Annotated in this window: 25 protein-coding genes and 1 other annotated feature; of the genes, 15 read left to right on the top strand and 10 right to left on the bottom strand. The window is 45.1% G+C overall.

Annotated elements, in window-relative coordinates; genetic code table 11:
• Positions 1 to 66: 66 nt before the first annotated feature.
• A complete protein-coding gene (locus ADM98_RS14255) occupies positions 67 to 1,137 on the top strand; it encodes a M42 family metallopeptidase (RefSeq protein ID WP_053454072.1) in 1,071 nt (356 codons plus the stop codon).
• 181 nt (positions 1,138 to 1,318) lie between these two features.
• Entirely contained in the window at positions 1,319 to 2,332 is a 1,014-nt protein-coding gene (locus ADM98_RS14250; protein WP_053454071.1) for a PTS transporter subunit IIC, read from the top strand.
• An 80-nt stretch (positions 2,333 to 2,412) separates the two neighbouring features.
• Here ADM98_RS14250 and ADM98_RS14245 read toward each other — a convergent pair whose 3' ends face one another.
• Positions 2,413 to 2,703 (bottom strand): hypothetical protein, encoded by a 291-nt coding sequence (locus tag ADM98_RS14245; protein WP_053454070.1) that lies wholly within the window; start codon positions 2,701 to 2,703, stop codon positions 2,413 to 2,415.
• Between the two features lie 126 nt (positions 2,704 to 2,829).
• Between ADM98_RS14245 and ADM98_RS14240 the strand changes: the two genes are divergently transcribed.
• From ADM98_RS14240 to ADM98_RS14210, 7 genes are all read left to right on the top strand, one after another.
• Entirely contained in the window at positions 2,830 to 3,138 is a 309-nt protein-coding gene (locus ADM98_RS14240; protein WP_053454069.1) for a thioredoxin family protein, read from the top strand.
• Between the two features lie 53 nt (positions 3,139 to 3,191).
• Complete coding sequence (locus ADM98_RS14235) at positions 3,192 to 3,989, top strand: DUF1444 domain-containing protein (RefSeq protein WP_053454068.1); 798 nt, start codon at positions 3,192 to 3,194, stop codon at positions 3,987 to 3,989.
• Positions 3,990 to 4,042: 53 nt separating this feature from the next.
• Positions 4,043 to 4,651, top strand: a complete 609-nt coding sequence (gene ytpR / locus ADM98_RS14230; RefSeq protein ID WP_053454067.1) for a YtpR family tRNA-binding protein — start codon at positions 4,043 to 4,045, stop codon at positions 4,649 to 4,651.
• Positions 4,652 to 4,688: 37 nt separating this feature from the next.
• Positions 4,689 to 5,429, top strand: a complete 741-nt coding sequence (locus ADM98_RS14225; RefSeq protein WP_053454066.1) for a hypothetical protein — start codon at positions 4,689 to 4,691, stop codon at positions 5,427 to 5,429.
• A gap of 78 nt (positions 5,430 to 5,507) precedes the next feature.
• Positions 5,508 to 6,803, top strand: coding sequence for a UDP-N-acetylmuramate--L-alanine ligase (murC, locus tag ADM98_RS14220; protein ID WP_053454065.1), 1,296 nt, complete (start codon positions 5,508 to 5,510; stop codon positions 6,801 to 6,803).
• Between the two features lie 172 nt (positions 6,804 to 6,975).
• A complete protein-coding gene (locus tag ADM98_RS14215) occupies positions 6,976 to 7,491 on the top strand; it encodes a DUF2179 domain-containing protein (RefSeq protein WP_053454064.1) in 516 nt (171 codons plus the stop codon).
• A 92-nt stretch (positions 7,492 to 7,583) separates the two neighbouring features.
• Complete coding sequence (locus tag ADM98_RS14210) at positions 7,584 to 8,024, top strand: Dps family protein (RefSeq protein WP_053454063.1); 441 nt, start codon at positions 7,584 to 7,586, stop codon at positions 8,022 to 8,024.
• 54 nt (positions 8,025 to 8,078) lie between these two features.
• On the opposite strand, the gene ADM98_RS14205 is transcribed toward ADM98_RS14210, so the two are convergent.
• Positions 8,079 to 9,191: an aminopeptidase gene (locus ADM98_RS14205; RefSeq protein ID WP_053454062.1), complete on the bottom strand. Its 1,113-nt coding sequence runs from the start codon at positions 9,189 to 9,191 to the stop codon at positions 8,079 to 8,081.
• 139 nt (positions 9,192 to 9,330) lie between these two features.
• Between ADM98_RS14205 and ADM98_RS14200 the strand changes: the two genes are divergently transcribed.
• The 4 genes from ADM98_RS14200 (at position 9,331) to ccpA (ending at position 12,886) form a co-directional block, all read left to right on the top strand.
• Positions 9,331 to 9,900, top strand: a complete 570-nt coding sequence (locus ADM98_RS14200; protein ID WP_053454061.1) for a DUF948 domain-containing protein — start codon at positions 9,331 to 9,333, stop codon at positions 9,898 to 9,900.
• Positions 9,897 to 10,433 (top strand): YtxH domain-containing protein, encoded by a 537-nt coding sequence (locus ADM98_RS14195; RefSeq protein ID WP_053454060.1) that lies wholly within the window; start codon positions 9,897 to 9,899, stop codon positions 10,431 to 10,433. Before ADM98_RS14200 ends, ADM98_RS14195 begins: the two co-directional genes overlap by 4 nt.
• A 198-nt stretch (positions 10,434 to 10,631) precedes the next feature.
• Positions 10,632 to 11,717 carry a bifunctional 3-deoxy-7-phosphoheptulonate synthase/chorismate mutase gene (locus ADM98_RS14190; RefSeq protein WP_053454059.1) on the top strand — a complete coding sequence of 362 codons (1,086 nt, stop codon included), beginning with the start codon at positions 10,632 to 10,634 and terminating at the stop codon, positions 11,715 to 11,717.
• Positions 11,718 to 11,875: 158 nt separating this feature from the next.
• Positions 11,876 to 12,886 carry a catabolite control protein A gene (gene ccpA / locus ADM98_RS14185; protein ID WP_082318570.1) on the top strand — a complete coding sequence of 337 codons (1,011 nt, stop codon included), beginning with the start codon at positions 11,876 to 11,878 and terminating at the stop codon, positions 12,884 to 12,886.
• Positions 12,887 to 12,938: 52 nt separating this feature from the next.
• Here ccpA and ADM98_RS14180 read toward each other — a convergent pair whose 3' ends face one another.
• From ADM98_RS14180 to ADM98_RS14165, 4 genes are all read right to left on the bottom strand, one after another.
• On the bottom strand, positions 12,939 to 13,694 hold the full coding sequence (locus ADM98_RS14180) for a FixH family protein (RefSeq protein ID WP_152910983.1): 756 nt from the start codon (positions 13,692 to 13,694) through the stop codon (positions 12,939 to 12,941).
• Between the two features lie 102 nt (positions 13,695 to 13,796).
• On the bottom strand, positions 13,797 to 14,990 hold the full coding sequence (locus ADM98_RS14175) for an acetoin utilization protein AcuC (RefSeq protein ID WP_053454057.1): 1,194 nt from the start codon (positions 14,988 to 14,990) through the stop codon (positions 13,797 to 13,799).
• Entirely contained in the window at positions 14,987 to 15,619 is a 633-nt protein-coding gene (locus ADM98_RS14170) for an acetoin utilization AcuB family protein (protein WP_053454056.1), read from the bottom strand. Before ADM98_RS14170 ends, ADM98_RS14175 begins: the two co-directional genes overlap by 4 nt.
• A gap of 18 nt (positions 15,620 to 15,637) precedes the next feature.
• Complete coding sequence (locus ADM98_RS14165) at positions 15,638 to 16,270, bottom strand: GNAT family N-acetyltransferase (RefSeq protein ID WP_023469064.1); 633 nt, start codon at positions 16,268 to 16,270, stop codon at positions 15,638 to 15,640.
• Positions 16,271 to 16,416: 146 nt separating this feature from the next.
• Between ADM98_RS14165 and acsA the strand changes: the two genes are divergently transcribed.
• Positions 16,417 to 18,120 (top strand): acetate--CoA ligase, encoded by a 1,704-nt coding sequence (acsA, locus tag ADM98_RS14160; protein WP_053454055.1) that lies wholly within the window; start codon positions 16,417 to 16,419, stop codon positions 18,118 to 18,120.
• Positions 18,121 to 18,166: 46 nt separating this feature from the next.
• Here the strand turns inward: acsA and ADM98_RS14155 are convergent, their stop codons facing one another.
• Positions 18,167 to 20,686, bottom strand: a complete 2,520-nt coding sequence (locus ADM98_RS14155) for a transglycosylase domain-containing protein (RefSeq protein ID WP_053454054.1) — start codon at positions 20,684 to 20,686, stop codon at positions 18,167 to 18,169.
• A gap of 148 nt (positions 20,687 to 20,834) precedes the next feature.
• Positions 20,835 to 21,040: a binding site (T-box leader), on the top strand.
• 52 nt (positions 21,041 to 21,092) lie between these two features.
• Here ADM98_RS14155 and tyrS point away from each other — a divergent pair.
• Positions 21,093 to 22,343 (top strand): tyrosine--tRNA ligase, encoded by a 1,251-nt coding sequence (gene tyrS, locus ADM98_RS14150; protein WP_326933888.1) that lies wholly within the window; start codon positions 21,093 to 21,095, stop codon positions 22,341 to 22,343.
• Positions 22,344 to 22,387: 44 nt separating this feature from the next.
• Here the strand turns inward: tyrS and ADM98_RS14145 are convergent, their stop codons facing one another.
• From ADM98_RS14145 to ADM98_RS14135, 3 genes are all read right to left on the bottom strand, one after another.
• A complete protein-coding gene (locus ADM98_RS14145; protein ID WP_053454052.1) occupies positions 22,388 to 22,915 on the bottom strand; it encodes a biotin transporter BioY in 528 nt (175 codons plus the stop codon).
• 153 nt (positions 22,916 to 23,068) lie between these two features.
• Positions 23,069 to 23,668, bottom strand: a complete 600-nt coding sequence (gene rpsD, locus ADM98_RS14140) for a 30S ribosomal protein S4 (RefSeq protein ID WP_023469059.1) — start codon at positions 23,666 to 23,668, stop codon at positions 23,069 to 23,071.
• Between the two features lie 233 nt (positions 23,669 to 23,901).
• On the bottom strand, positions 23,902 to 24,387 hold the full coding sequence (locus ADM98_RS14135) for a GAF domain-containing protein (protein WP_053454051.1): 486 nt from the start codon (positions 24,385 to 24,387) through the stop codon (positions 23,902 to 23,904).
• Between the last annotated feature and the right edge of the window lie 65 nt (positions 24,388 to 24,452).

Genomic DNA, 24,452 nt, shown 5'->3' with positions numbered 1-24,452 from the left:
GAGAGAAACAAAAGGTTAAGTGATTGAAGCAATTTTTTGTATAATGGGAATCAGGAGGCGATACATATGAATGAAAAAACGAGAGAGTTATTTCGAACACTGACAGAATTAAATGGAGCACCAGGGTTTGAACACGATGTTCGTCAGTTCGTTCGCGAACGCATCACACCCGTCACGGATGAAATCGTCACAGATGGACTAGGATCGATTTTCGGAAAACGAACAGGAGATGCGACAGGACCGAAAGTCATGGTTGCCGGACACATGGACGAAGTAGCCTTCATGGTGACGCAAATCACGAAGAACGGGATGTTACGGATCCAACCACTCGGTGGCTGGTGGAGTCAAGTATTGCTTGCGCAACGCTTCTCGATCTGTACGGACAACGGAGTCATTCCTGGTGTTATCGCGTCGATTCCACCACACTTATTAACAGAAGAAGTGCGAAATAAGCCGATGGCAATCAAAGATATGTTCATCGATATCGGGGCTGACTCAAAAGAAGAAGCGGAATCCTTTGGTGTACGACCAGGTATTCCTGCTGTACCATTTTTCCCGTTCACACCGATGGCGAATCCGAAGAAAATCATGGCAAAAGCGTGGGATAATCGCTATGGTGTTGGAATGGCAGTCGAGCTATTGGAAGAAACAACAGCAGCGGATCATCCGAACATTTTATTCTCTGGTGCAACCGTTCAAGAAGAAGTCGGATTGCGCGGTGCACAAACAGCAACAGCACTCATCGATCCTGATGTAGCGTTCGTCGTCGACGCTTCGCCTGCTAATGATGCGTCAGGAGACAAAACGGAGTTCGGTCAACTCGGACAAGGACCATTGCTCCGTATTAAAGACAGCGTCATGATTCTTTCGAAAGAAATGACGGATTACGTTCTCGATACCGCAGAATCGAACAAAATTCCGTACCAATACTATGTCGGTGCTGGCGGAACTGACGGTGGTGTCATTCATCGTTCGAATAACGGGATTCCGACGACAGTCGTTGGTTTACCAGCACGCTATATCCATACCCATGCGTCGATCATGCATACAGATGATTATGACGCGGCGAAGGAATTGCTGCGAAAACTCGTCACGAATCTTGATACGACGACGCTTGCAACATTGCAAGTCAAGTAAATAACGGACGGGGATGGTCTCCTCATGAAATAGACGGCGGATGCGTAATCCGTCGTCTATTTTTGCTTAGAGGGAATGTAGCGATGTCACGATCTGTCTTGTCAGTTGAAAAAACAGTCTAGTCGGATGGAAAGGAGATTTGATATAATGATACGCGATGTTGAGAAAAGGACGTGACAAGATGTTTAAGGAAAAAGGGATTTCACTAAGCCCTAAAGTATATTTCATTACCGTATTAAGTTATATGGCTCTTGGTTTGTTTAGTTCGCTGATCATGGGATTGATTGTTCGGACGATCGGCGAAGGGTTAGTTGATCGGGGTATCGAAGCAAAGTTCCTCATTCAACTAGGAGAGCAGGCGATTGCTTTGACCGGACCAGCAATCGGTGTTGCCGTAGCGTTTGCACTTGAAGCACCGCCACTCATCTTATTCGCAGCAGTTGCGGTTGGCGCATTTGGGTACGAAGCGGGAGGTCCAGCAGGTAGCTATATTGCAACGTTACTTGCAACAGAAATCGGAAAACTCGTTTCGAAGACGACGCGACTTGATATTTTGTTGACACCGTTCGTCACGTTAGTAGCTGGATTTTTTGCTGGACGTTACGCGGGTAAGTGGATTGGAAAAGGGATGACGGATCTTGGTGAGTTGATTCGCTGGGGAACGGAACGTGAACCGCTATTCATGGGGATCTTCATCGCTACCGTCATGGGTCTTGCCTTGACGGCGCCAATATCGAGTGCCGCACTTGGGATCATGCTTGGCTTAGATGGACTCGCTGCTGGTGCAGCGACGATTGGATGTGCAGCTCAAATGATTGGTTTTGGGGTCATCAGTTACCGTGATAACGGGATTGGTGGCGTAGTTGCTCAAGGGATTGGTACATCGATGTTACAGGTCGGAAATATCATTCGAAATCCTTGGATCCTTCTACCGCCGACTGTAGCCGGTGCTATATTAGCGCCATTTGCAACTGTTCTATTGATGCTTGAGAGCAATCCAGAAGGCTCTGGTATGGGAACGAGTGGATTCGTTGGTCCGTTAATGTTATTAAAAACAATGGGATTCGAAATGGAGTATTACATAGCAGTTGCTGTTCTCTGTTTCATTGCGCCTGGTATTATCAGCTATCTCATTTATCGTGTCCTGCGACGCTTTGGTCGGATTCAAGATGGTGATTTAAAAATCGAATATTGAGTACAAAAAGCTGATTCAAAAGAATGCTTGTTTGACCGAATGGTGCACAAACAAACATTTGACTTTTGAATCAGCTTTTTTCATAAAGCGAATCCGAATGAACTCGAATAAAAGCTCGTAAAAAAGACATAAAGGTAAATCAAATAAAGTGGTGTCAGATATCGCATGCGCACGACCGGTAATTTCCGAGCGAGTCGTTTCCCGAGTGCTTCAAGTAGAATGATAAGCGCAAACCCGACGACCAAATATAAAAAGATTTCCGGTAAGCTTCGTTCGGAATCAATAAAGGAATAGCCGTAACGTAAACAACTCGTCATGCCAACGAAGCCGACGAAGCGTTCGAACGGATGTTTGATTGGTTGATCTGCCATAGTGAAGTCCTTTCTCGGTGTTTTCTAGTTGCAGTATAGCAAACCAAGCACGAAAACGCACAGTCACAATTGAATATGCTATGATGAGAACAATGACTTCTAGGGAAATCAAAGGAGGAAATCATCATGAAAACACTACAATCAAAACAAGAATTCGATACGGCAAAACAAGGAAATGCCGTCTTTTTATTCTCAGCAAACTGGTGCCCGGACTGCCGCTTCTTAGATCCGTTCATGCCGGAAATCGAGCAAACGTTTAACGGATTCGAGTTTTACTATGTCGATCGCGACGATCATATTGAAATTGCCCAGGAAATGGACATCTTCGGAATCCCGAGTTTCGTCGCGTTCCGTGATGGTGGAGAGACGGGTCGTTATGTTGGTAAAGAGCGGAAGACACCAGAACAGGTGACAGCATTTTTAGAAACGGTTTAAGAAAAAAGCGAGCGCTGACTCGCTTTTTTTCATGATAGAAAGGGTGAATTCAAATGGAACTACAACAAATCCGAAGAATGATGACGCAAACATTTGAAGAAGAGGGTTACACGACGTACTTCGATCGTGAAAAGTCCGTATTACGGATTGAGCGTAAACACGATAAGTCAGGCGTTGATGTCGGATTAAATCCGCTTGTCGCTAAAGCAAAACGAAGAGGTGTCATCGCAGTTGAAGAGACGATTGAATATATCCGTGCTGTTCTCGGTCAGACGGATCAGGTCTCACTCGTTGGGCAGGAACAAAAAATCTTCCCTGTCATTCGTGCTAAATCGTTTGCCGATACGACAAAAGAGGGGAAAACGCTTGTCAGTACACCACACACGGGTGAAACGAAAATCATGTATGCACTCGATTTAGGAGCTACTTATCGTTTGATTGATGAAGAGCTACTAGCATCTGCAGAGTGGACGGCTGAACAGTTATCAGAAGCTGCCCGTTTTAATGTGAAGTCGCTTGAAGCGCCATTTAAGCAAGATGAAGTAGCGGGTAATATCTTTTATTTCTTGAGTCTCGGTGATGGATATGAGGCGAGTCGTGTGTTGAACAAGACATTGCTAGCAGATTATGCAGCTCAAATCGAGGGAGAATTTGCGGTCGGCATTCCGCATCAGGACGTGCTGATTTTTGCTGATATTCGTAATGATGCTGGATACGATGTCTTACAACAGCTTATGTTTGATTTCTTCTCGAATGGTCGTGTTCCGGTCACGGCGCTGCCATTCCTATACGAAGATGGTAATCTGGAACCGGTCTTCGTCCTCGCGAAAAACAAGCAGCCGAAAGAGTGAAGAATCTGATACAATAGGCATTGTGAGAAAGACGGAAGGGAGTCATGGATTGAATGAATGTGTTTTATAATAAAGAGGGCGTCGGCGACGTCTTAATGATCATTTTGGAAGACGCACCGCGTGCGGAAGTGACAGCGACTCGTGAAGGAGATGTAGCGACAATCAAACATGGTGATCGTATCGTCGGTTACAACTTGTTTGATGCTTCGAATACATTTACGATTGAGACACAAGGACCGGTTGAATTGACGGAAGAATTCGCAACGCGTATTCAAGAAGAACTTGCGAAACGAGAGATCAAATTATCACTCGAACACGTTGATTATTCTCCGAAATTCGTTGTTGGATTCGTTGCTTCTTGCGAGAAGCATCCGGATGCTGATAAATTATCGGTCTGTCAGGTAGAAGTAGATAACGGAACTTTACAAATCGTTTGTGGAGCGCCAAATGTAGCGACGGGTCAAAAAGTCGTCGTTGCTAAACCAGGCGCAGTCATGCCATCCGGTTTAATCATCCGTCCTTCAGCGCTACGCGGCGTACCTTCAAGCGGTATGCTCTGTTCAGCGCGTGAACTCGGTCTTGCCGATGCACCACAAGAAAAAGGGATTCTTGTACTCGATGATACAAAAGTAGTAGGGGAAGCATTCTCAATCGGTCGATGATTCGACCGATTTTTTAACAAGATGGAGGGGTGAACGTATGAGTAATCGTTATGAACAGTCACTAAAAGAGCAGGCTGCCCGGATTCGTCGTGAGCTTGCGGGGGAACGTGAGACGAAGCCGGTGGAGCGTCCGAAAAAAGAGGAGCGTGAAGATCGCTTCGTTTTGACGGATGTTCCTTCACCGATTTATGGATTCCAACGTCCCAAACAATCTGTACCCGAAACGGTAGAAGCTGTGGAAGAAACAAAAACCATTGGACAGGTTTTAGATACAGATGAACAGGGAATTACTGATGAGGTTACTTTGACTGATCAAGAAATGATCGCGCCAGACGTCGTCTTAGACGAAGCGGAAGCAGATGCTGGTATTGTGCCGGTGACGGACGTTGAATTACTCGTACCGGAACCTGAAGTACATCAAGAATATGTGAGCGAAGAAGAGTTGCCAAACCTATCAGAAGCAGAAGAAACGGACGTTGCAGAGACGGCATCAGAGTCCGTAATTGAAACGCTTCTTACTAGTGAAACCGTTGAAGAATCGATTGTTCCAGCGGAGACATCAAGTGAATTGTTTACCGATGATCGAGAAATTGAGGAGCAACTACCTGAAAACGTCACGTTGATTCCAGATACACCTGTTGCCGAAGCGCAAGCTCCTGTTCAGTCGGAAGTGAAAAAGCCGGTCGGTCCGCCTGTTAACGTCGTCATGACGACGAAAGACTTGATGGCGATGTATCGCGCACGTCGAGAACAAAATAATTTACATGGTAAAAAATAAATCGGTTTGCTATAATGGTACAGGTTTTGTACCCGAGCCCGATGGTACGGACCGGAACGTGAATTGGAGGGCTTTTATATGACAAAGTATCATTTTGTTGGAATCAAAGGAACAGGGATGAGCGCGCTCGCCCAAGTACTACATGAGATGAATCATGAGGTACAAGGTTCAGACATCGAAAAGCACATTTTTACTGAAGACGCGTTACGAGCTAAGGGAATTCCATTTTTCCCGTTTAATGCGGATAACATCAAAGAAGACTATGTCATCATCCAAGGGAATGCCTTTGGAGATGATCATCCAGAAATCGCACGGGCAAATGAACTTGGTTTAACCATCCATCATTATTACGATTTCTTAGGACACTTAGCAAATGAATATCGTTCAGTCGCCATTACAGGCTCACACGGAAAAACGTCGACGACAGGTTTACTTTCGCACGTCTTAAGTGGAATCACACCAACGGCTTTCTTGATCGGAGACGGTACAGGAGCAGGTGTAGAGGATGCGAAGGCATTTGTCTTCGAGGCATGTGAATACAAACGTCACTTCTTATATTACAAGCCGGACTACGCTATCATGACGAATATCGACTTCGATCATTCGGATTATTTCACAGGAATTGATGATGTCGTTTCGGCATTCCAAGAGATGGCGATGCAGGTCAAGCAAGCAATCGTTGCTTGTGGGGATGACGAGCATCTTCAAAACATTCAAGCGAATGTACCGGTTCTCTATTATGGATTTGGAGAAAACAATGATTTCCGCGCGGAAAATGCGACGTCAACACCAGACGGTACGTCATTTGATGTCTATTTGCGTGATGATTTCTACGGCACGTTCCTTATCCCAGGATTCGGTCGTCATCATGTCTTAAATGCACTCTCTGTCATTGCGATCTGTCAGTATGAAGGATTAAGCAAAGAGGACGTAGCTGAACGCTTAGCAACGTTCGGTGGTGTGAAACGCCGTTTTAGCGAGTCGGAATTCGGTACGCAAATTCTAGTTGATGACTACGCGCATCATCCAAAGGAAATCAGTGCAACGATTGAATCGGCACGGAAGAAATACCCGGACCGTGAAGTTGTCGCGATTTTCCAACCGCATACGTACACACGCTTGAAATCATTCATGGATGATTTCGCGACATCTTTACGTGAAGCAGATGTGACATATTTATGCGAAATCTTTGGTTCGGCACGTGAGCAGGAAGGGCAAGTTCGAGTCGAAGATTTGCAGGAGAAAATTCCGCAAGCTTCAATTCTGACACGCGATAATGTTTCAGTCCTACGTCAGCACGAAAATGCTGTGCTTCTGTTCATGGGAGCGGGCGATATCCAAACGTATCAGCATCAGTATCAAAGCGTTAAATAAACAACAGATCAACAAACGTCACTCGACCGGAGTGACGTTTTTTTGTCGTATTTTTGAATTATGATAGTAATTTAAAAAAACAGATAAGGAAAATCTAAAATAAGATTGCATCTTGAAATAAAGTTTGAAATAGTGTGTATGTGTTGAAGTTATTACAGAGAGGAAAGACACCATGGGACAGATTTTACTCATCTTATTGCTCCAGTTGATTTACGTTCCTGTTTTGACATTACGGACCATCATGCTTGTAAAAGGACGGACCGTCATTGCAGGATTATTCGGAACGGTCGAAACATTGATTTACATTTTTGCACTAGGGATTGTCTTTCAAGATTTGACGACGCTTGGCATGGTCGTCTATGCGTTGGGATTTGGTCTTGGGATACTCGTCGGTGGTTATGTCGAACGAAAACTCGCCATCGGTTACAATATGATTCAAGTGCATACGCAAGAATTTCCAGCAGAACTGATTCAACTCATTCGGGATAATGGATTCGGTGTGACGCATTACCAAGGGCAAGGGCGCGATGGTGTCCGCTATCGATTAGATGTTCTTGCAGCCCGAACACGCATGAAAGTGCTTCGTAATCTCGTCGAGGAATATGAACCAAAAGCATTCCTCGTCGCATTCGATTCTGTCGATTTCAAAGGTGGCTACATGTTGAAAGGTCTAAAACGTCCTCGATGAAGCACTCTTCCTGAAAATGATGTTTATCCTTTGTTATTTAAGGATAAAGATGAAATAGAACGTCATTTGAAATCAGGAGAGGGGAATATCAGATGATCAGTAATCACGCAAAAACAGCTTTGAATCAACAGGTGGCAAACTATGGGGTGCTGTTCGTTAAACTCCACAATTATCACTGGTATATTAAAGGACCAGACTTCTTAACGCTTCATGTGAAGCTAGAAGAACTCTATACATGGGTGTCTGAGCAATATGATGTCGTCGCAGAGCGTCTCTTAATGAACAATGGGACACCTTCAGCGACATTAAAAGAATATTTAGAGCAAACAACACTCGAAGAAGCGAAATCTGGTTTGACGGCAGATGAGATGATTGATTCTGTCATTAAAGATTTCCAACAAGTTCGTAAAGAGATGCTCGATGCAATTGAACATCTTGAGGCGCAGGATGTAACGGTTGAAGATGATCTACTTGGTCAAGCGAAGGAAATCGAAAAACAGATTTGGATGCTTCGCGCGACATTGAAAAAATAAGATAAAGAAAACGGATGACACGGTCCTTTTATTGGACCAGCCATCCGCTTTTTCTTATTTGAGATTTTCAGGATTTAATACTTCGAGTTCTGGAAGGACGAAACGTCCGTCTTTACGGATCAAGACATCATCGAACCAAATCTCACCACCGCCGTAATCAGGACGTTGAATGTTAACGAGATCCCAGTGAACTGATGAATCATTGCCGTTGTAAGCTTCTTCGTACGCTTGACCCGGTGTGAAGTGGAAACTGCCATCAATCTTCTCATCAAACAGAATATCCTTCATCGGATGTTGAATGAATGGGTTGACACCAATCGCGAATTCACCGACGAATCGAGAACCAGCATCTGTATCAAAGACTTGATTGATCCGATCTGTATCATTCGCCGTCGCTTCGACGATTTTACCGTCTTTGAACGTCAATGTGACATTTTCGAATGTGAATCCATGATATGGTGACGGCGTGTTATACGAGATGACACCATTGACGGAATCCTTAACAGGCGCAGTAAAGACTTCACCGTCCGGAATGTTGGCATTTCCGGCACACTTGATTGCTGGGATGTCCTTGATCGAGAATGAGAGATCCGTTCCAGGTCCGACGAGGCGGACGCGATCCGTCCGGTTCATCAAGTCAACGAGTGGTTCCATCGCTTGTCCCATTTTTTCGTAATCCAGCGTACAGACATCAAAGTAGAAGTCTTCAAATGCTTCTGTCGATTGGTTAGCTAGTTGCGCCATTGATGCGGTTGGGAAGCGGAGGACGACCCATTTTGTTCCTTTGACACGATCTTGTGTATGCATCTTACCAATCGTTTGACCGTACAGCTTCATTTGTTCAGCTGGAACATCTGAGAGTTCGTTGATGTTATCACCAGCGCGTAGTCCGATGTATGCATCCATCGCTTGCATCTGTTTGCGTTCAATGTCTGCTATCAATTGGAGTTGCTCTTCTGAAGCATTTCGGTATAATTTTCGTAGGATACGATTATCCTTAAGTAAGACGAACGGATGACCGCCGGTCGCGTAGGCAGCTTCAACGAGTGCTTCGACCAGTTCTCGTTCGATGCCGAAGTTTTCAATCAAGACTTTTTCACCAGGTTCAAGGGCAACAGAATAATTAATTAAATTCGTTGCCAGTTGAGTAAGACGTGGGTCACGCATGATATTTCCCCCTTGAAATGGATTATGTAGGTTTCATTTATCATTGTAACGGAAATAAACCATTTGGAGTAGCAGGAACGACTTGCTACACGTCGAACTAACAACAAAAGACTATGCAAAAAAATTGGAGGCAAGAACCATGGAAATCACATTAGGCGGAATCGCCGGATTAGTCGCTGCGATCGCATTCGTAGTGCTCGTCATTTTCCTTGCCCGTGTACTAGGTGCTGCGAGTAAGACGCTCAACAATGTAGCCAACACGACAGCAGGACTTGAACGTCAACTAGACGGTATCATGATGGAGACGACAGCGTTGTTACATAAGACGAATCGTCTTGTCGATACGATCGAAGAAAAAACAGAATTGCTTGCACCTGTCGCAAACTCGATCGAAGAACTCGGTACGTCCTTAAACAAAGTGACAGACTCTGTCCGGACGGTATCTGATACGGTTGCTGGTGCGGCGGATACGAATAAAGATCAGATTGCACAAGCAGTCCGTTGGGGTTCAGTCGCTGTAGAATTATTCAAAAAAAATAAACCGGCAGAAACGACGGTTCAAAATCATTCGACAGCAACGACGACGGTTGAGAAAAAGCCACGTCGTCGATTCCGGAAAAAGGCAGAGGCACCGGTTACACCGGAAGTCGTCTCTGTACCGGATGTCGAAAGTATTCCAGATGAGTTGAAGGGAGATCTTAAATCATGACGAAACAACACCCATATCAAGCGCAAGACTCTTCTAAAGGAGGAGGCTTTCTTGCCGGAATCATTGTAGGTGGATTGATTGGTGCTGCAGCAGCTCTCCTTTCTAGCCCAAAATCAGGTCGTGAAATGCGTGACATGATTGACGAGCGTACAGCGCCTGCTCGTCAACGATTGACGGAACAAACACAAGTCGTTCGTGAAAAAGCAGAACCAATCGTAGGTGAGTGGATCCAGCTAGCGAAAGACAAGGCAGCACCAGTCATCGAAAAAGCAAAGAACAATTCAACGGTCCAAGAAGCGGCACAATATGCTGGCTTTGAAAAAGATCAAGCAAGTATTGACGCTGCTCTCGCAGAAGCAGAGCAACTCGTACGTGACATCGAACGTGAAATCGGAGACGAGGTTGACGGTGCGTCTGTTGCAGAAGAAATCGATACGGAGACGGTCGTTGATCTTACTGAGTTACGGGAACAGTTAGCAGAAGAACAAGATGAAGATAATGATCCACAGTCAGATGTGAATCATAAAAAATAAGATTCAATGAGGAGCTCTCGTCGCGAGGGCTCTTTTTTCATGTTTTCTAAAAATATAGATATAGAAAAGTTATATGAAAAAACGTAATTTATTTTCATATTTTAAGAAATCATGCAGCTTCTTTATGTACAACACGGAAAGAGTTCGCTATAATTAGTTGCTATTACGAGCTATATGCTGATTAGGGAGTGGTAGGACATGGATCAACATGCAGAATTAAAAAGATTACGTGATGAACTCGATTTAGTGAATGCAGAATTATTGGAATTGATGAACAGACGTGGTCAAATTGCCGTCGAAATCGGAAAAGTCAAACGAGCACAAGGGCTTGATCGTTACGACCCTGTACGAGAACGCCAAATGCTTGAATCAATTGCCGCTAATAACCATGGACCTTTTGAAACAGGACGCCTTCAGCATGTATTTAAAGAAATTTTCAAAGCTTCTCTCGAATTGCAAGGAGAAGACCGGACTCGGAAATTACTTGTATCACGGAAACAAAAACCGACGAATACGATTATCCGGATTGGAGACGCCGTCATCGGAGACGGTTCACAACAGTTGATCGCTGGACCGTGTGCGGTCGAGAGCGAAGAACAAGTATTCGAAGTCGCAGAACAACTCGCGAAACATGGCGTGAAATTCATGCGCGGCGGAGCGTACAAACCACGTACATCGCCTTATGACTTCCAAGGTCTTGGACTCGAGGGTCTAAAAATGTTGAAAAAAGCAGCGGACGCGCACGGTTTACATGTCATCACTGAAATCATGACACCGAGTGCCGTTGAATCTGCTTTACCATATGTCGATATCATTCAAGTCGGTGCCCGCAACATGCAAAACTTCGACTTACTCAAAGAGGTCGGGCGTACGAATAAACCGGTTCTCTTGAAGCGAGGACTTGCTGCAACACTTGAAGAGTTCATGTACGCTGCCGAGTACATCATGGCAAGCGGAAACGATCAAGTCATCTTATGTGAGCGTGGTATTCGAACGTACGAACGCGCGACGCGGAATACGCTTGATATCTCAGCTGTTCCGATTCTGAAGCAAGAAACACATCTTCCGGTAATGGTCGATGTGACGCACTCGACAGGGCGTAAGGATTTGCTCTTACCAACAGCAAAAGCAGCATACGCGATTGGTGCTGACGCTGTCATGGTCGAAGTCCATCCTTTCCCAGCACTTGCACTGTCTGATGCGAACCAACAACTCGATTTCCAAGAATTCGATACGTTCATCGAAAACTTGACGACTACCTTTCCGGCACTAAACGTTCAATGATTTTCGAAAAAGGGTAACCTAAAGCGAATGAAAACGTTTTACAATGAAGGAAGAATGGGAAAAGAAAACTATCTTTTCCTGTCTTCCTTTCGTGTTGCCTAAAAATGAAAACGAAATGAAAACACTTGAGATGGATCATACTAAAGGAGGAATTTGTTTTGAATAGTAATATTACGATTTACGATGTCGCACGAGAGGCAGCTGTTTCGATGGCGACTGTATCGCGTGTCGTCAACGGGAACCCGAATGTCAAACCATCTACACGAAAGAAGGTCCAAGATGCGATTGAACAGCTCGGTTACCGTCCGAACGCTGTTGCACGTGGACTTGCAAGTAAAAAGACGACGACTGTCGGTGTCATCGTACCTGATATCTCGAACATCTTCTTTGCCGATTTAGCTCGCGGAATTGAAGATGTCGCGACGATGTATAAATATAACATCATTTTATGTAACTCTGACCAAAACCGTGAAAAAGAGATTCACTTGCTCAATACGCTACTTGGGAAACAAGTCGATGGAATCATCTTCATGGGTGGACGCTTACACGAGGATCTCGTACGTGAGTTCAAGACATCCCCTGTGCCGATCGTTCTTGCTGCAACGTTAAACCAGGACTACGATCTTCCTGCCGTCAATATCGATTATGAAAGTGCTGCGCATGATGCTGTCAAATCATTGATCGATCGTGGACATGAACGAATTGGATTCATCACAGGACCACTTGAACAGCAAATCAATGGCGAAAAGAAATTTGCTGGTTATCGCCGGGCACTCGAAGAAGCAAATCTTCCGTTTAATGAGCAGAATGTCGTTCTTGGAAACTATACGTATGATTCAGGAATGAAAGCGATGAATCAATTGCTCGAACTAGGAGCAGACTGCCCACGTGCGATTTTCGCTGGAACGGATGAGATGGCTCTTGGTGTCATTCATGCCTTACAAGATGCTGGACATCGTGTACCAGAAGATTTCGAAGTCATCGGACACGATAATACACGTCTTGCAACGATGATTCGTCCAAAACTGACAACAGTCGTTCAACCAATGTATGATATCGGAGCAGTTTCGATGCGTCTATTGACGAAAATCTTGAACAAAGAAGAAATCGAAACAAACGATGTCACGTTACCACACCGAATCGAACAACGGGATTCCACGCGCCCTTAATCGAAAAAACGTCTCTTCTCTCAAGCAGTTGCTTGAAAAAAGAGACGTTTTTTTATTCTGTGACCGTAATGTTTTCATCTTGGTGATGGTGGAGTTGGTCATTCTCGACATGGAGACGAACTGTCGTCTGACCGGGTGCTGTCAATGTAACGTTTCCACTGTACGCATCACCTTTATTGATTAATGGTACATAGTTATGTTTTTCAATACCGGTTTCAATGACTTCGACTTGAACGTTAGCCTTTAATGGTTTTCCATCAAGGAATACGTGAAAGGAGACGGGAAGTGTAGCACCCGCTTTCACTTTTGTTGCACCCATATAATGAACAGAAAGACCTTCAATGGCTTCATGATCATGTCCGTGCTCATGTGAAGCTTCTTCTTTTTCATGCGAATGATCCATGACGACGAATGAGATTTTATCCATGTGATGAAGTCCTTTTTTATCATTGATATGATAGAGACCTTCGTATTCGCCTTCAGCAAGTTTGGCTTCTGCTTGATAAGAACCTGTCTTTTTCAAGCTTGCCTTGAATTTTTGGTGCGCACCGTCTTGTTTGCCAGCTTCCCAGACTTCAAATGTTACGTCTTCGAGGTTGACTGGTTTCTTCTGTTCGACAGCTGACGCCTTGAAAACAACTTTATCTTCTTCCATGGTCTTTGCTGGAACGTCGACATTGACCTCGACAGTCGGTTTTCCTGACCCTTGCATGTTTTCGTGGTCCATTGCCTGTTTTTCATTGCCGCACCCTGCGAGTACGATCCCCGTCGACAGAATGAGACCGGAATAAAGCCATGCCTTTTTCATGATGATTCCCCCAACTATTCATTTACTAAGTAAAAATTCCATATTTAGTATAGCAACAAGATGTGAACTCCGAACGAAATAAATGTGAAGATAAAAAGTCAATTAATCGGCGGAATAGGGGGAAATCGTTGTCAGTTGTTTCTTGCGCTCATCGCTGACGAATGGCCAAATCAATCGTTTGACGGTCTCCCAATTTTTCTCTTCAATTTCAGGACGTCGTGGGATGGCGGGATAGAGTGGTGACTTATCATGCCAGTGTGTTGGTGGGACTGTTTCCTGTCCACTCCAGCGTTCCTGCCATGAAACAGGAATCTCACCATGAAACGGAGCTTGTTCCGTCATAGCAGCAAACACCTGACTCCACGCGCGAGGAACGACACGATACCAGTCGTAACCGCCGCCACCGAGTGCGACGATCTTTCCATTCGTATATTTATTTGCAGCAGCGACGGCGATTTGAGGTATCTGCTCATAACTTTTCATTGTTAAGGATAGATGGGTCAGTGGATCAAGCACGTGCGCATCAGCACCATTTTGCGTGATGATGAGATCGGGTTGGAACAATTCACATGCTTCAAAGAGAGCCGTTTCATAAGCGAGTAAAAACGAATCGTCTTCTGTGAAAGCATCAAGTGGTACATTCCAGCTAAATCCATAACCTTCTTCAGAACCCCGTTCCGTTACCATGCCCGTTCCTGGAAACAAATAGCGACCCGTCTCATGGAGCGACAACGTCATGACGTCCTTTCGATTATAAAAGGCCCATTGCACACCATCCCCATGATGAGCGTCCGTATCGACATAAAGAATTTTGCAGTGATACTTTTCAATCATCGCTGCCATGGCGACGGCCGTATCATTGTAGACACAAAAACCAGAGGCACGTCCACGGAATCCGTGATGTAATCCGCCACCGATATGAAAGGTCCGTTTATATTGACCAGATAAGACGAGGTCACACGCTTCAATCGTACCACCGACAAGGAGCGAGGCACCCGCGTGCATGTTTTGAAATAAAGGAGTATCTTCTGTTCCAAGACCATACATCTGTGCCTTTAGTGGTGTTAATGCTCCGGTTCCGGCTGCTTTAACGGCAGCGATGTAGTCCTGATCATGAACGAGTGCCAGTTCTTCATCGGTCGCATGACGCGGTGCGATACAAGGTATGCCATCTAATTGATGCATCGCTTCGAGCAAGGAAACGGTTAATTCGAGACGGATTGGGTTAAACGGATGGGTTTCGGAAAATCGATAAGCCGCTTCTTCTGGACTGTAGAGATAAGCGAAATCCTTCATCTGCTCACATCCGGTCCAAGTACATCAAATCCTTCTTTGCGCAACTTCTCGATGATCCGAATCGGATTCATCGTCTGGACACGAAACGCAACGATCCGGACGTACGGATCGTCTGTTGGATAGACGAGTACATTTAAGATATTGATATTCGTTTTAGCAAGCAGTGTAGCAATCTTTGCTAACGTACCTGCCGTATTCTCGACACGAATTTCAATTTGGGAACTTGGCTCGAGTGCACCGGTTAACTGTACAAATGTTCGTAATAGATCTGTTTCCGTTACGACCCCAACGAGTCGTCGACCACGGACGATTGGTAGACAAGTCAATCGATATTCATAAAACAAGACAGCTGCATCTTCGAGAAAATCAAGTGGATGAGCCGTGATAGGGCTCTCGATCATAATGCTTGAGACCGGATACTGTAGGTCTTGTTTTGCTGTATCCGGATGAAAGATACTACTTGCGCTTTGAATTTCCTTTAATCCGACAAGACCAACAAGTTCGTGCCGCGCATTGACGACAAGAACATGACGAATTTTATGACGTTGCATGAGTTCAACCGCATGAGCGATGGAATTCGTCGGTTGCATCGTGATGCACGTCGTATTCATGATTTGTTCAATTAACATGACGATTCCTCCTCGATCTCAGTCGTACATGAAACGTCTTCTTAAGCGTAACGCATCAAAGTGAGCGACAACTTCAGGGGAGACGTGTTTTCCGATACGCGCCATCAAACAATTAGCGGGATGAGAGGCGATTTCCGGATCATCCGTCGGAAAGAAGACGAGGCCACCATGGTTCATCATCTTCTCCATGATTTTTCGGTAATCCCAGACGGATAGTCCACTCCCTTTTAAGTCCCAGTGCCAGTAATATTCAGTCGTTAAAATTAAATAATGTTCCATGGCAGGGTCGAGCATGGAGATCTCAAGTAATTTTTTTCCGATTTGCTGTCCGCGGAATCGAGAGGAGACTTCGATTGCTCCGAGTTCCAGAATGTACGGATTGTTCCCTTCACTCCATGTTTCATAAGGGTCAGGATATAAGTAAGTCACATAACCGATGATTTCCGTTCCTTGACGAGCGACGATGATGCGTCCCTCCTCGAGGTCGGCGATCTCAACGAGCGCTTGGTGTTGTTCAGCGGGTGGACGAAAAGCTGTCAACCCTGAATCGAGTGTATACGTTGCTAGTGTTTGACTCGGTACGGGACCTTCGATGTCGACAGGACCGAGTGATGTTTCATGCGTCCGATGATTGAATTGTTTTTCAAACATGTAAGCGTCACCACCTTCCTATTCATTATAGACGAAAGCGCTTGAGCAAAGAGAGGGATTTTTTAACAAATTGACGGCAAATGGATTGAACTGACGGATAACTAGCTTATAATAAAGAAGAGAACATAGAAGGGGAGGAACGAGACATGAAAGTTTTGAAAGCGCTTCCGGGGAAGCATTGGTTAGCAGAGTATGATGAGACGAACGCGTATGAATGGAAAGATGCTGAGCAGTACTTTTCGTGGGCGACAACGGGGAAAGTCAACATGGCCCATGAAGCAATCGATCGTCACGCAGAAGGCGAGCGGGCGAACAAGGATGCGCTGATTTATTTCGATGGAACGACGGAACAACGCTTCACATATGCAGATATGAAACGGTTGACGAATAAAGCGGCAAACGTATTAGTGGATGCAGGGGTCAAAACGGGTGACCGGATTTTCATCTTCATGCCACGCTCGCCGGAATTGTATTTTGCCTTACTTGGCGCACTGAAAGTAGGGGCAATCGTCGGTCCATTGTTTGAAGCATTCATGGAACAAGCGGTTCGCGATCGTTTGCTCGATTCTGAAGCGAAGTTACTCGTGACGACGAAGGCATTGCTCCCACGTGTTCCAGTTGGGGAACTGGGCTCACTTGAAAAGGTAGTGCTTGTCGACGAAGGCGTGGAAGAATCAGAAACACTAATCGATTTCCGCAAAGCATTTGATCAAGCATCTGATGTGTTCGAACCAGTTTGGTTAGATCGCGAAGACGGATTGATTTTGCATTATACTTCGGGATCAACAGGGAAACCCAAAGGTGTTCTCCATGTTCAGAATGCGATGATTCAGCACTTGATGACGGGGCGCTGGGTACTTGATCTACAAGAAGACGATGTCTACTGGTGCACGGCTGACCCAGGCTGGGTCACAGGAACGAGTTACGGTATCTTCGCTCCGTTCTTGAATGGGGCAACGAACATCGTCGTCGGTGGACGCTTCAATCCAGACTTCTGGTACAGTGTCATCGAGAAGTATAAAGTAACGGTTTGGTATAGCGCACCGACCGCTTTCCGCATGTTAATGGGAGCTGGCGCGGATGTTGCGAATCATCATGATCTATCAAGTCTTCGTCATGTATTATCCGTCGGAGAGCCATTGAACCCAGAAGTCATTCGTTGGGGCAAAGAAGCGTTCGATCAACGCATTCATGATACGTGGTGGATGACGGAGACAGGTGCGATGATGATTTGTAATTACAAGTCGATGGATATTAAACCGGGATCAATGGGGAAACCGATTCCAGGAACACAAGCAGCAATCGTCGATGATCAAGGAAATGAGTTACCACCATTCCGAATGGGGAATCTTGCCTTAAAAACACCATGGCCGTCGATGATGCGTCAGATCTGGAACAATCCGCAGAAATACGAATCATATTTCTTCAAAGGATGGTATGTATCAGGTGACTCTGCTTATATGGACGATGAAGGTTACTTCTGGTTCCAAGGGCGCGTTGATGACGTCATCATGACAGCTGGAGAACGAGTCGGTCCGTTCGAGGTCGAAAGTCGTCTCGTTGAACATCCAGCGGTCGCAGAAGCTGGAGTCATCGGGAAACCAGATCCGGTTCGCGGTGAAATCATCAAGGCATTCATTGCCTTACGTGATGGTTACGAGCCAACGGATGAACTAAAACAAGAAATTCAGGCATTTGTCAAAGAAGGTCTCGCTGCTCATGCGGCGCCACGAGAAATTGATTTCCGGGATAAATTGCCGAAGACACGAAGTGGTAAAATTATGCGTCGTGTTCTGAAAGCATGGGAGTTAAATCTCGAAACAGGAGATCTTTCAACGATGGAAGATTGAACGCAAAAAAGGATGGATCACCATAACAGGTGATCCATCCTTTTTGTTAGTTTTCAGAAGTAGCGTCGTTTTTCTTTTCATCTTGCTTTTTCTGTTGCTCTTGTTGTTTCTTTGCATCTGCTTCTTTTTTCTTAGCGTCAGCTTCCGCTTTCTTCTTAGCTTCTGCCTCGGCTTTCGCTTTTGCATCGGCAGCACGTTTTGCGTCTTCCTCTGCTTTTTTCTTCGCATCTGCTTCAGCTTGTTGTTCGTTTTGTTGCGCTTCTTGTTTCTGTTCTTCCGCTCTCTTAGCTTCTTCTTCTGCTCGCTTAGCTGCTTCTTCTTTCTTTTTCTCAGCTTCTGCTTTTTTCTTCGCCTCTTCGGCTTTTTTCTTTTTATCTTCTTCTTTGAAACGACCACTGTTTTTGAAATCGTCTGCGGAAACAGAAGATGGTTGTGTGAAACGAGCACCTGATTTGAAGTAGCTGTTATTAGCACTATATGCTGCGTTCGCCATTTGTGACCACAGCGTCTGTGTGCGTTGATAATACGTCGTCGGACCGATGAGTGAATTGTTCTGGTCATGTCCAGTCCAAACGGCAAGGGTGACACCAGGTGTTGAACCAACAAGGTAAGAGTCTTTTACATCGTTCGTCGTACCTGTTTTACCTGCCCAGTCTCCAGGTACATTCAATCGGTCTTTTGCAAATGTTGCTGTACCTCTCGTAAAGACACCGCGCATCATATCAAGCGTCAAGTAAGCAGTGCGTGGTTCATAAATCCGCTTTTTCTTCGGTTTTGCTTTATAGATGTCTTTCCCGTCTTTCGTGATTTTCGAGATGACATATGGTTGAACGAATTCGCCGTAGTTCGCGAGTGTCGCGTAAGCACCAGCGAGTTCGACCGGTGTGATTTCCATCGTACCGAGTGCGGCTGAAGGGGCATAACGAATCGCATCTGGTACTTCAACTCCCATATCGACGAGTTTTTGAATCGAGTTTGACATATTCATTTTCTCGTAGATTTTAACAGCAGGTACGTTTAGTGAAAGTTCAAGTGCGGTACGAACCGTCACGTTCCCACGATAACGACCGCCTTCATTCTTGATTGGGCGATCACCTGGTTGACGTGGTACGGTTTGATAATAGTATTCTTCATCATTAACGGTTGATTCTGGAGTAATCAAACCGTTCTCAATCCCGTTTGAGTAAACGAGGATTGGTTTTGCTGTTGATCCAATTTGGCGTTTGGCTTGGAATGCCCGGTTGAAGTCATCGGCTTTTCCATCCATATAACGCCCACCGACGAATCCGAGGATACGACCCGTCTCATTTTGAACCATGACAGCTGCTGTTTCTTCGGGATCTTGTTTTGAAACGGTTTTTTTTGTTTTTGGATCCACGACTTGCTTGTACTGCATGCTGCCAGGGAAGTTACCGTTATTCTTCGCAGGTTGCTGCATGGATTCATGAATTTTCTTGTCTAGTGTCAAGTGAACTTTGTACCCACCCTGACGGAGTGCAACAAGTGCTTGATCTTGATAGTTTGCTCGAACTTCCGCTAGTTCTGACGGTTTGACTTCATCTTCTTTGATTCCATCTTGTTTCATCAAGTACTTCGTCATGATTTTTGTCGCTTCACGCTCTGCTAAGTCATAGACGTACGGGTACGTATCACGTGAACGTTTCGACTGTTTCGCAAAGTCTTTCGTGATATCGTGTTTGAGTGCTTTTTCATATTGCTCTTTTGTAATATTTTTTGCGACATACATCCGTTTTAAGACGGTCTTCATCCGATTGATACTTGGCGTCAAATCTTTCTTGACGACGCCACCTTGTAGATAAGGTGTGTAATAGTATGGGTTTTTCGGAATACCAGCGAGGAAGGCTGCTTGTGGTAATGTCAGCTTTTTCGCCGATTTATTAAAGACACCTTGAGAAGCCGCTTCAATTCCGGCAATATTACGTCCGAGTGAATTTCGACCAAATGAGACGACATTCAAATAAGCTTGAAGAATTTCATCTTTTGACATCGCGTTTTCGAGGCGTAGCGCCAAGATGATTTCTTTTGCTTTCCGTTCGAACGAGACTTCATTCGTCAAAATTTGGTTTTTGATTAATTGTTGAGTCAACGTACTTCCGCCAGTCCGTGACGCGGAATTCGTCAGTTCTTGCAAGACTGCACGTAATGTTGCTTTTGGGACAACCCCATCGTGCTGATAAAAATCAGTATCTTCAGTTGATAAGACGGCATCCAATAAATAGGGAGAGATGTTTTTAATATCAACGGGTTGACGTTCTTCATCAGTAGAGACGTTCGTCAACTTCTCGCCGCTTCCCCAATAAATCTGACTCGTCACCGCATAGCTATTGACTTGTTGCTTCATTTCCGTCAATGGAGGAGCTTTTGTGCCTTTGACAAGTGAAGCGAAGTATCCACCGGCGGCTCCGACGGAGAAGCTTCCAATGAGCAACACTGCTATGATGAGGAATAAAATGATGTTCCATGAAACATCGTATGTGATATTCGACCAGTGCCGAACGGCTTTCGTCCGGGGGTGATTCCAAAACTTGGACCAGTTCTCGCGCATAAATGATCTCCTTTGCATCTTAAACTTAGGTGTAAATTAATATTAAATCACAGATAGACGTATTATACCATAAATCCATTGCTGAATTTTGGCTTGACAGTGGATTCATCTTCGACGTATCATGAAACCATCTTATTTTCATATGATACGTTAAACAGTGATCGGAATACAGTAGTAAGTCACTCCCTGTGACAGAGACCTAGTGGTGCTGCGAACTAGGACACAGTGAACTTATGAATTACGCTTCCAGGAGTTTCTTGAGAAATCAAGCGGTCGTCCCGTTATCGACGAACCAAGTGGTCCTTTTATTTAAAGGGCAATCAGGGTGGTACCACGGAATCTTCCGTCCCTTCGTTTTATACGAAGGGGCGGTTTTTTATTGTAAAAGTGAACTTTAGGAGGAAACATAATGACGTTATTAGAAGATTTAGAATTTCGCGGTTTAATTAACCAAATGACGGATGAAGAAGGACTTAAAACATTACTCGAGACACCGACGACGCTATACACGGGTTTCGATCCAACAGCTGATTCGTTGCATATCGGACACTTGTTGCCAATCTTAGTTTTAAAACGATTCCAACAAGCAGGTCACCATGTCGTAGGTCTCGTTGGTGGGGCGACGGGAATGATTGGAGACCCAAGTGGTCGCGCAACGGAACGTTCTTTAAATACATCGGATATCGTTGAAGAGTTCGCGAACCGGATTAAAGGTCAATTATCGCGCTTCTTACCACTTGAAGGAGAAAACCCGGTCACGATCGCGAATAACCTGGACTGGACGAAAGATTTGACGATCATCGATTTCTTACGCGATATCGGAAAACACTTCCCGGTCAGCTACATGCTTGCGAAGGACTCTGTTGATTCACGACTTCAAAACGGGATCTCGTTCACAGAGTTCTCATACATGTTACTTCAATCGTTTGACTTCTTGAAACTCTATGAAGATCAAGGATGCCGTCTCCAAGTCGGAGGTAGTGATCAGTGGGGAAACATCACAGCGGGGATGGAGCTGATCCGTCGCGTTGGTCACGAAGAAAAAGCATTCGGTTTGACGGTGCCGCTCGTTACAAAAGCAGACGGTCAGAAATTTGGTAAGACAGCTGGCGGTGCAGTTTGGTTAGATGCTGACAAAACGTCACCGTACGAGTTCTACCAGTTCTGGTTCAACGTCGACGATCTCGACGTCATCAAATTCTTGAAATACTTCACGTTCTTGACGCATGAAGAGCTTGATGCACTCGCAGAGGAAGTCAAAGCGGCACCAGAGAAGCGCGTTGCACAACGTCGTCTCGCTGAAGAGATGACAGTTCTCGTCCACGGTGAAGAAGGTCTGACGCAAGCACAACGTATCACGACTGCACTCTTTAGTGGAGATATCAAATCCCTGCAAGTCGAAGATATCGAAGATGCGTTCAAAGGAATGCCACGCTTTACGCTTGGTGAATCGAAGAACCTCGTCGACGTTCTCGTTGAGGCGAAAATCAGTCCGTCAAAACGTCAAGCACGTGAAGATGTGACGAACGGTGCAATTTACCTAAACGGAGAGCGCGAGCAAGACTTAACGAAAGAAATCACTGAAGCAGATGCAATCGGTCGCTTTACGATCGTACGTCGCGGAAAGAAAAAATACTTCGTCGTCGAGCATGCTTGATGATATACGAAACGCTCCCTGTTTTATGTACAGGGAGCGTTTTTTTAAGCTGTCCGGAATAAGCGGAGTGGCAATAAACGAACGGCGATTGTCGTAGCGACGACTGCTTTGATCGTATCCCATAGGACGAAGGGGTAGTTGATCGCAAAAGCGTCTTTAAACGACAAATCGAGAACAGCCATCAGACCAAATGTTCCAAGTAGATAAACTAAACCGAGTCCAAAGACGATCATCCCGATGAATAAGGGGACGAAGCGACGCGTTTTTTCAGCGACGAATCCGATGAAGAATCCGGCAATCGGAAAGGCAATCAAATAACCGGCAGTTGGTCCGACGAACGGAGCAAGTCCACCTTTTCCTCCAAGAACGGGTAGACCAGCTGCTGCAAGCAATAGGAAGATCAAGACAGCGAGTCCGCCACGTTTTCCACCGAGGATCGCACTGACCGTCATGATGGCGAGCATCTGGAGTGTGATCGGAACAGCACCGACGAGTTGGATTTGTGGCATAGAACTGACGGCTGCAATGATGGCAGCGCCTAAGGCGATGAACGTTAAATCTCTTGTTTTCATGAATGAAGTCCTCTTTTCTATTTGTGTTAACTATGTATAATTAAAGGTTAACACAAATGAATAAATGACGTCACTCTTTTTTTAAGACCAGGTATACATTTTTATGATAAGCACAAAAAAAGCACCCACCGAAGTGAGTGCTGGAACAATCGATTAACGTGAGTAGTACTCGACGACGAGTTGTTCTTGGATTTGATCGTTCAATTCAGAACGCTCAGGAAGACGGACGAATGTTCCTTCGAGCTTCTCAGCATCGAAAGTAACGAAGTCTTTAGTTGCTGGAGCAACTTCGAGTGCTTCTTTGATAACGACAAAGTTCTTCGATTTTTCGCGAACTGAGATCGTTTGACCTGGTTTCACGCGGAATGATGGGATATCAACGCGTTGTCCATCAACTTGGATGTGACCGTGGTTGACGAGCTGACGAGCAGCACGACGTGTACGAGCCATACCCATACGGTAAACGACGTTATCAAGACGTGCTTCGAGTAAGAACATGAAGTTCTCACCGTGGATACCAGGCATTTTGCCAGCATCGTTGAAGATACGGTTGAATTGGCGTTCGTTTACTCCATACATGTGACGAAGTGTTTGCTTCGCTTGAAGTTGAAGACCGTACTCAGATACTTTACGACGGCTGTTACCGTGTTGACCTGGTGCGTAAGGGCGTTTTGCGATTTCTTTTCCTGTTTCAGTAAGTGAGATACCGAGACGACGTGAGAGTTTCCAAGCTGGACCTGTATAGCGAGCCATAATAAGACTCCTCCTTATTGTTCGTTATTATTTGCATAAAAATAATAACGCCATCAAACCCACATTACGCCCATTTCATGATGTGGCACCCTCGCTTGATAGCAAAGTTACACGATGCCCCTCCGGTTATTCACCGAGTCATGAAATGTGATACGTAAGCGATTTGACCGCTATCGTTATCATTTCTGCACTTTTACAAGTATACGGTGTGGACAATCGACTGTCAATCAGAATTACAGATGACGAAGCAGTGTCGTACAGAAAGCTTCTAAACCAGCTTGATCGACTTCATCGAAACGGTTGAATTCTGGGCTGTCGATATCAAGTACGCCGATCGTTTGACCGTCTTTGACGAGTGGAATGACGATTTCTGAATTCGAAGCCGCGTCACACGCGATATGACCTGGGAACTGATGGACGTCTTCAATGCGTTGTGTCGTTTGTTCGGCTGCTGACGTTCCACAGACACCACGACCGAATGGAATACGAACACATGCTGGAAGTCCTTGGAACGGTCCGAGGACGAGTTGGTTTTGTTCTGTATCTGTCAAATAGAAGCCGACCCAGTTGATGCGGTCGAGGAACTGATTCAGTAACGCACTCGCATTCGACAAGTTTGCGACTTGATTCTCTTCTCCCATTAATAACGCATCAAGTTGTTTTGAAAGCATGTCATATTGTTTCGTCCGGTCACCTTCATATGTCTTTGTTTCGAACATAATAAAAATTCCTCCCGTGAAAAGCGTATTTTTTTTAGTTTAACGAGTTTTCGTGCGGCTGACAA

Origin of the sequence: Exiguobacterium sp. BMC-KP, assembly GCF_001275385.1 — a bacterium.
In the GTDB taxonomy this organism is placed as follows: Bacteria; Bacillota; Bacilli; order Exiguobacteriales; family Exiguobacteriaceae; genus Exiguobacterium_A.
This window is presented reverse-complemented; position numbering and strand designations above follow the sequence as displayed.

Coding starts and splice junctions, on each gene's coding strand:
- ADM98_RS14255 (WP_053454072.1), top strand. CDS start 67: ATGAATGAAAAAACGAGAGAGTTATTTCGAACACTGACAGAATTAAAT.
- ADM98_RS14250 (WP_053454071.1), top strand. CDS start 1,319: ATGTTTAAGGAAAAAGGGATTTCACTAAGCCCTAAAGTATATTTCATT.
- ADM98_RS14245 (WP_053454070.1), bottom strand. CDS start 2,703: ATGGCAGATCAACCAATCAAACATCCGTTCGAACGCTTCGTCGGCTTC.
- ADM98_RS14240 (WP_053454069.1), top strand. CDS start 2,830: ATGAAAACACTACAATCAAAACAAGAATTCGATACGGCAAAACAAGGA.
- ADM98_RS14235 (WP_053454068.1), top strand. CDS start 3,192: ATGGAACTACAACAAATCCGAAGAATGATGACGCAAACATTTGAAGAA.
- ytpR (WP_053454067.1), top strand. CDS start 4,043: ATGAATGTGTTTTATAATAAAGAGGGCGTCGGCGACGTCTTAATGATC.
- ADM98_RS14225 (WP_053454066.1), top strand. CDS start 4,689: ATGAGTAATCGTTATGAACAGTCACTAAAAGAGCAGGCTGCCCGGATT.
- murC (WP_053454065.1), top strand. CDS start 5,508: ATGACAAAGTATCATTTTGTTGGAATCAAAGGAACAGGGATGAGCGCG.
- ADM98_RS14215 (WP_053454064.1), top strand. CDS start 6,976: ATGGGACAGATTTTACTCATCTTATTGCTCCAGTTGATTTACGTTCCT.
- ADM98_RS14210 (WP_053454063.1), top strand. CDS start 7,584: ATGATCAGTAATCACGCAAAAACAGCTTTGAATCAACAGGTGGCAAAC.
- ADM98_RS14205 (WP_053454062.1), bottom strand. CDS start 9,191: ATGCGTGACCCACGTCTTACTCAACTGGCAACGAATTTAATTAATTAT.
- ADM98_RS14200 (WP_053454061.1), top strand. CDS start 9,331: ATGGAAATCACATTAGGCGGAATCGCCGGATTAGTCGCTGCGATCGCA.
- ADM98_RS14195 (WP_053454060.1), top strand. CDS start 9,897: ATGACGAAACAACACCCATATCAAGCGCAAGACTCTTCTAAAGGAGGA.
- ADM98_RS14190 (WP_053454059.1), top strand. CDS start 10,632: ATGGATCAACATGCAGAATTAAAAAGATTACGTGATGAACTCGATTTA.
- ADM98_RS14180 (WP_152910983.1), bottom strand. CDS start 13,694: ATGAAAAAGGCATGGCTTTATTCCGGTCTCATTCTGTCGACGGGGATC.
- ADM98_RS14175 (WP_053454057.1), bottom strand. CDS start 14,990: ATGAAGGATTTCGCTTATCTCTACAGTCCAGAAGAAGCGGCTTATCGA.
- ADM98_RS14170 (WP_053454056.1), bottom strand. CDS start 15,619: ATGTTAATTGAACAAATCATGAATACGACGTGCATCACGATGCAACCG.
- ADM98_RS14165 (WP_023469064.1), bottom strand. CDS start 16,270: ATGTTTGAAAAACAATTCAATCATCGGACGCATGAAACATCACTCGGT.
- acsA (WP_053454055.1), top strand. CDS start 16,417: ATGAAAGTTTTGAAAGCGCTTCCGGGGAAGCATTGGTTAGCAGAGTAT.
- ADM98_RS14155 (WP_053454054.1), bottom strand. CDS start 20,686: ATGCGCGAGAACTGGTCCAAGTTTTGGAATCACCCCCGGACGAAAGCC.
- ADM98_RS14145 (WP_053454052.1), bottom strand. CDS start 22,915: ATGAAAACAAGAGATTTAACGTTCATCGCCTTAGGCGCTGCCATCATT.
- rpsD (WP_023469059.1), bottom strand. CDS start 23,668: ATGGCTCGCTATACAGGTCCAGCTTGGAAACTCTCACGTCGTCTCGGT.
- ADM98_RS14135 (WP_053454051.1), bottom strand. CDS start 24,387: ATGTTCGAAACAAAGACATATGAAGGTGACCGGACGAAACAATATGAC.